This window comes from Psychrobacter halodurans (assembly GCF_017498075.1).
GTDB classification, from domain to species: Bacteria; Pseudomonadota; Gammaproteobacteria; order Pseudomonadales; family Moraxellaceae; genus Psychrobacter; species Psychrobacter celer.
On record NZ_JAGBKN010000054.1, the window covers coordinates 1 to 1,610 of the forward strand.

General features: G+C 46.8%; 1 protein-coding gene. It reads left to right on the forward strand.

Translation table 11 applies throughout. The features are described 5' to 3' along the window. Positions 1–559: 559 nt before the first annotated feature. On the forward strand, positions 560–1,549 hold the full coding sequence (locus tag J3491_RS11885) for a D-cysteine desulfhydrase family protein (protein ID WP_207970355.1): 990 nt from the start codon (positions 560–562) through the stop codon (positions 1,547–1,549). The last annotated feature ends 61 nt before the right edge of the window (positions 1,550–1,610 follow it).

Below are 1,610 nucleotides of genomic sequence, written 5' to 3' on the forward strand. Positions count from 1 at the left end.
CCTGTCACGCCGGGGGTCGCGGGTTCGAGTCCCGTCCGCTGCGCCATATTTAAAACGAATTTAGACTTTCAAGTTTAAGCAAGTTTCGCCTCAAGTATTAGTTTACTTGAGGTTTTTTTGTGTCTGTAAGTCCGCCTCGTCAAACTCTCGACAACTTTAAGTCTAACCATAAAAACCAGTCAGCTTATCGCGATTAACATATAGTAAGTGCTAAATAAAAAGAGTACAGATTTTATGGCGTGCTACTGGGATGAATTTTATGCCGCCTCTGGAGTGACGAAGTCACACAGCAAGCAAAGAAAATTTATACCAGTAGCACTGTACTTATTTTATAGCGGATCGACTATATAACAACTCAAACCATAAAACGCCAAGCATTGCCTACTAGCACTATAACTAATATCAAGTCACGAGCTAAAATATTAAAACCAGCTGCTTTTATCATCGTGGCTTATATGCTATTAATAGAGTTAAACCTCTGTATAGCGACAGTCACTGCCCCAGCTTTGATCTGACACCGCCTCTTTTACCCTCGATAAATAAAAAAGTGAACAAACACATGGAATATCACCACATACCTAGAGAGCCGCTCGGCTTTTTCCCAACGCCATTGATTGAGCTGACTCGACTGAGTCATGCGCTCGGTGGCCCCACGATTTTTATGAAGCGCGATGATCAGACGGGGCTGGCATTAGGTGGTAATAAAACTCGAAAGCTAGAGTTTATCATTGGTGACGCCCTTGCCAAAGGTGCCGATACCATCATTACTGCGGGGGCTGCGCAGTCCAATCACTGCCGGCAGACGGCCGCCGCTGCTGCAAGCTTAGGGCTTGAGTGTCATTTGGTATTAGGCGGACAGGCACCTGCGGCAGCTAACGGCAACCTACTACTCGATCAGATTTTTGGTTGTCATATTCACTGGGCAGGTGCTCATCGCAAAGGCGAGGATATCCCTCAGCTCGTAGAGCAGTTGACCAATGCTGGCAAAAACGTCTATGTGGTGCCATATGGCGGCTCAAGTGAGCTGGGCGCGCTTGCTTTTGTAGAAGCATTTAAGGAGCTTGAGGCGCAGCGTAGTGAAATCCATGAGACCTTTACCCATATTGTTTTTGCCTCTAGCTCGGGCGGTACCCAAGCAGGACTGATGCTGGGCAATAGGCTATTTGATTCACCCTCGCAGATTATGGGTATCAATATCGACAAGGGCGAAACCGACCAAATCCCCTTTGATGAATACACGCTTGCGCTTGCCAACCGTACAGCAGAGCTTATCGGCGCAGACCATCAGTTTACAGCAGCTGATTTATGCCTAAACGATGATTATGTCGGCGACGGCTATGGCGTGGTTGGCGCATTAGAAAACGAAGCCATCGCTTTGACAGCACAGACCGAGGGAATATTATTAGATCCTGTCTATACAGGCCGTGCGATGGGCGGGCTTATCGATATGATTCGTACAGGCAAAATCAAACACACCGATCGGGTATTGTTTTGGCATACGGGCGGCGCTCCTGCCTTATTTGCTTATGCCAATGACTTGAGGATATAAAAGTAAGCGATAAAAAACAGAGCCGCTTAATAGCCAATTAGCCAATTAGCCAATTAGCCAA

What these genes read in the sequence shown, in the direction of transcription:
- J3491_RS11885 (WP_207970355.1), top strand. Translation starts at nt 560, where the DNA reads ATGGAATATCACCACATACCTAGAGAGCCGCTCGGCTTTTTCCCAACG.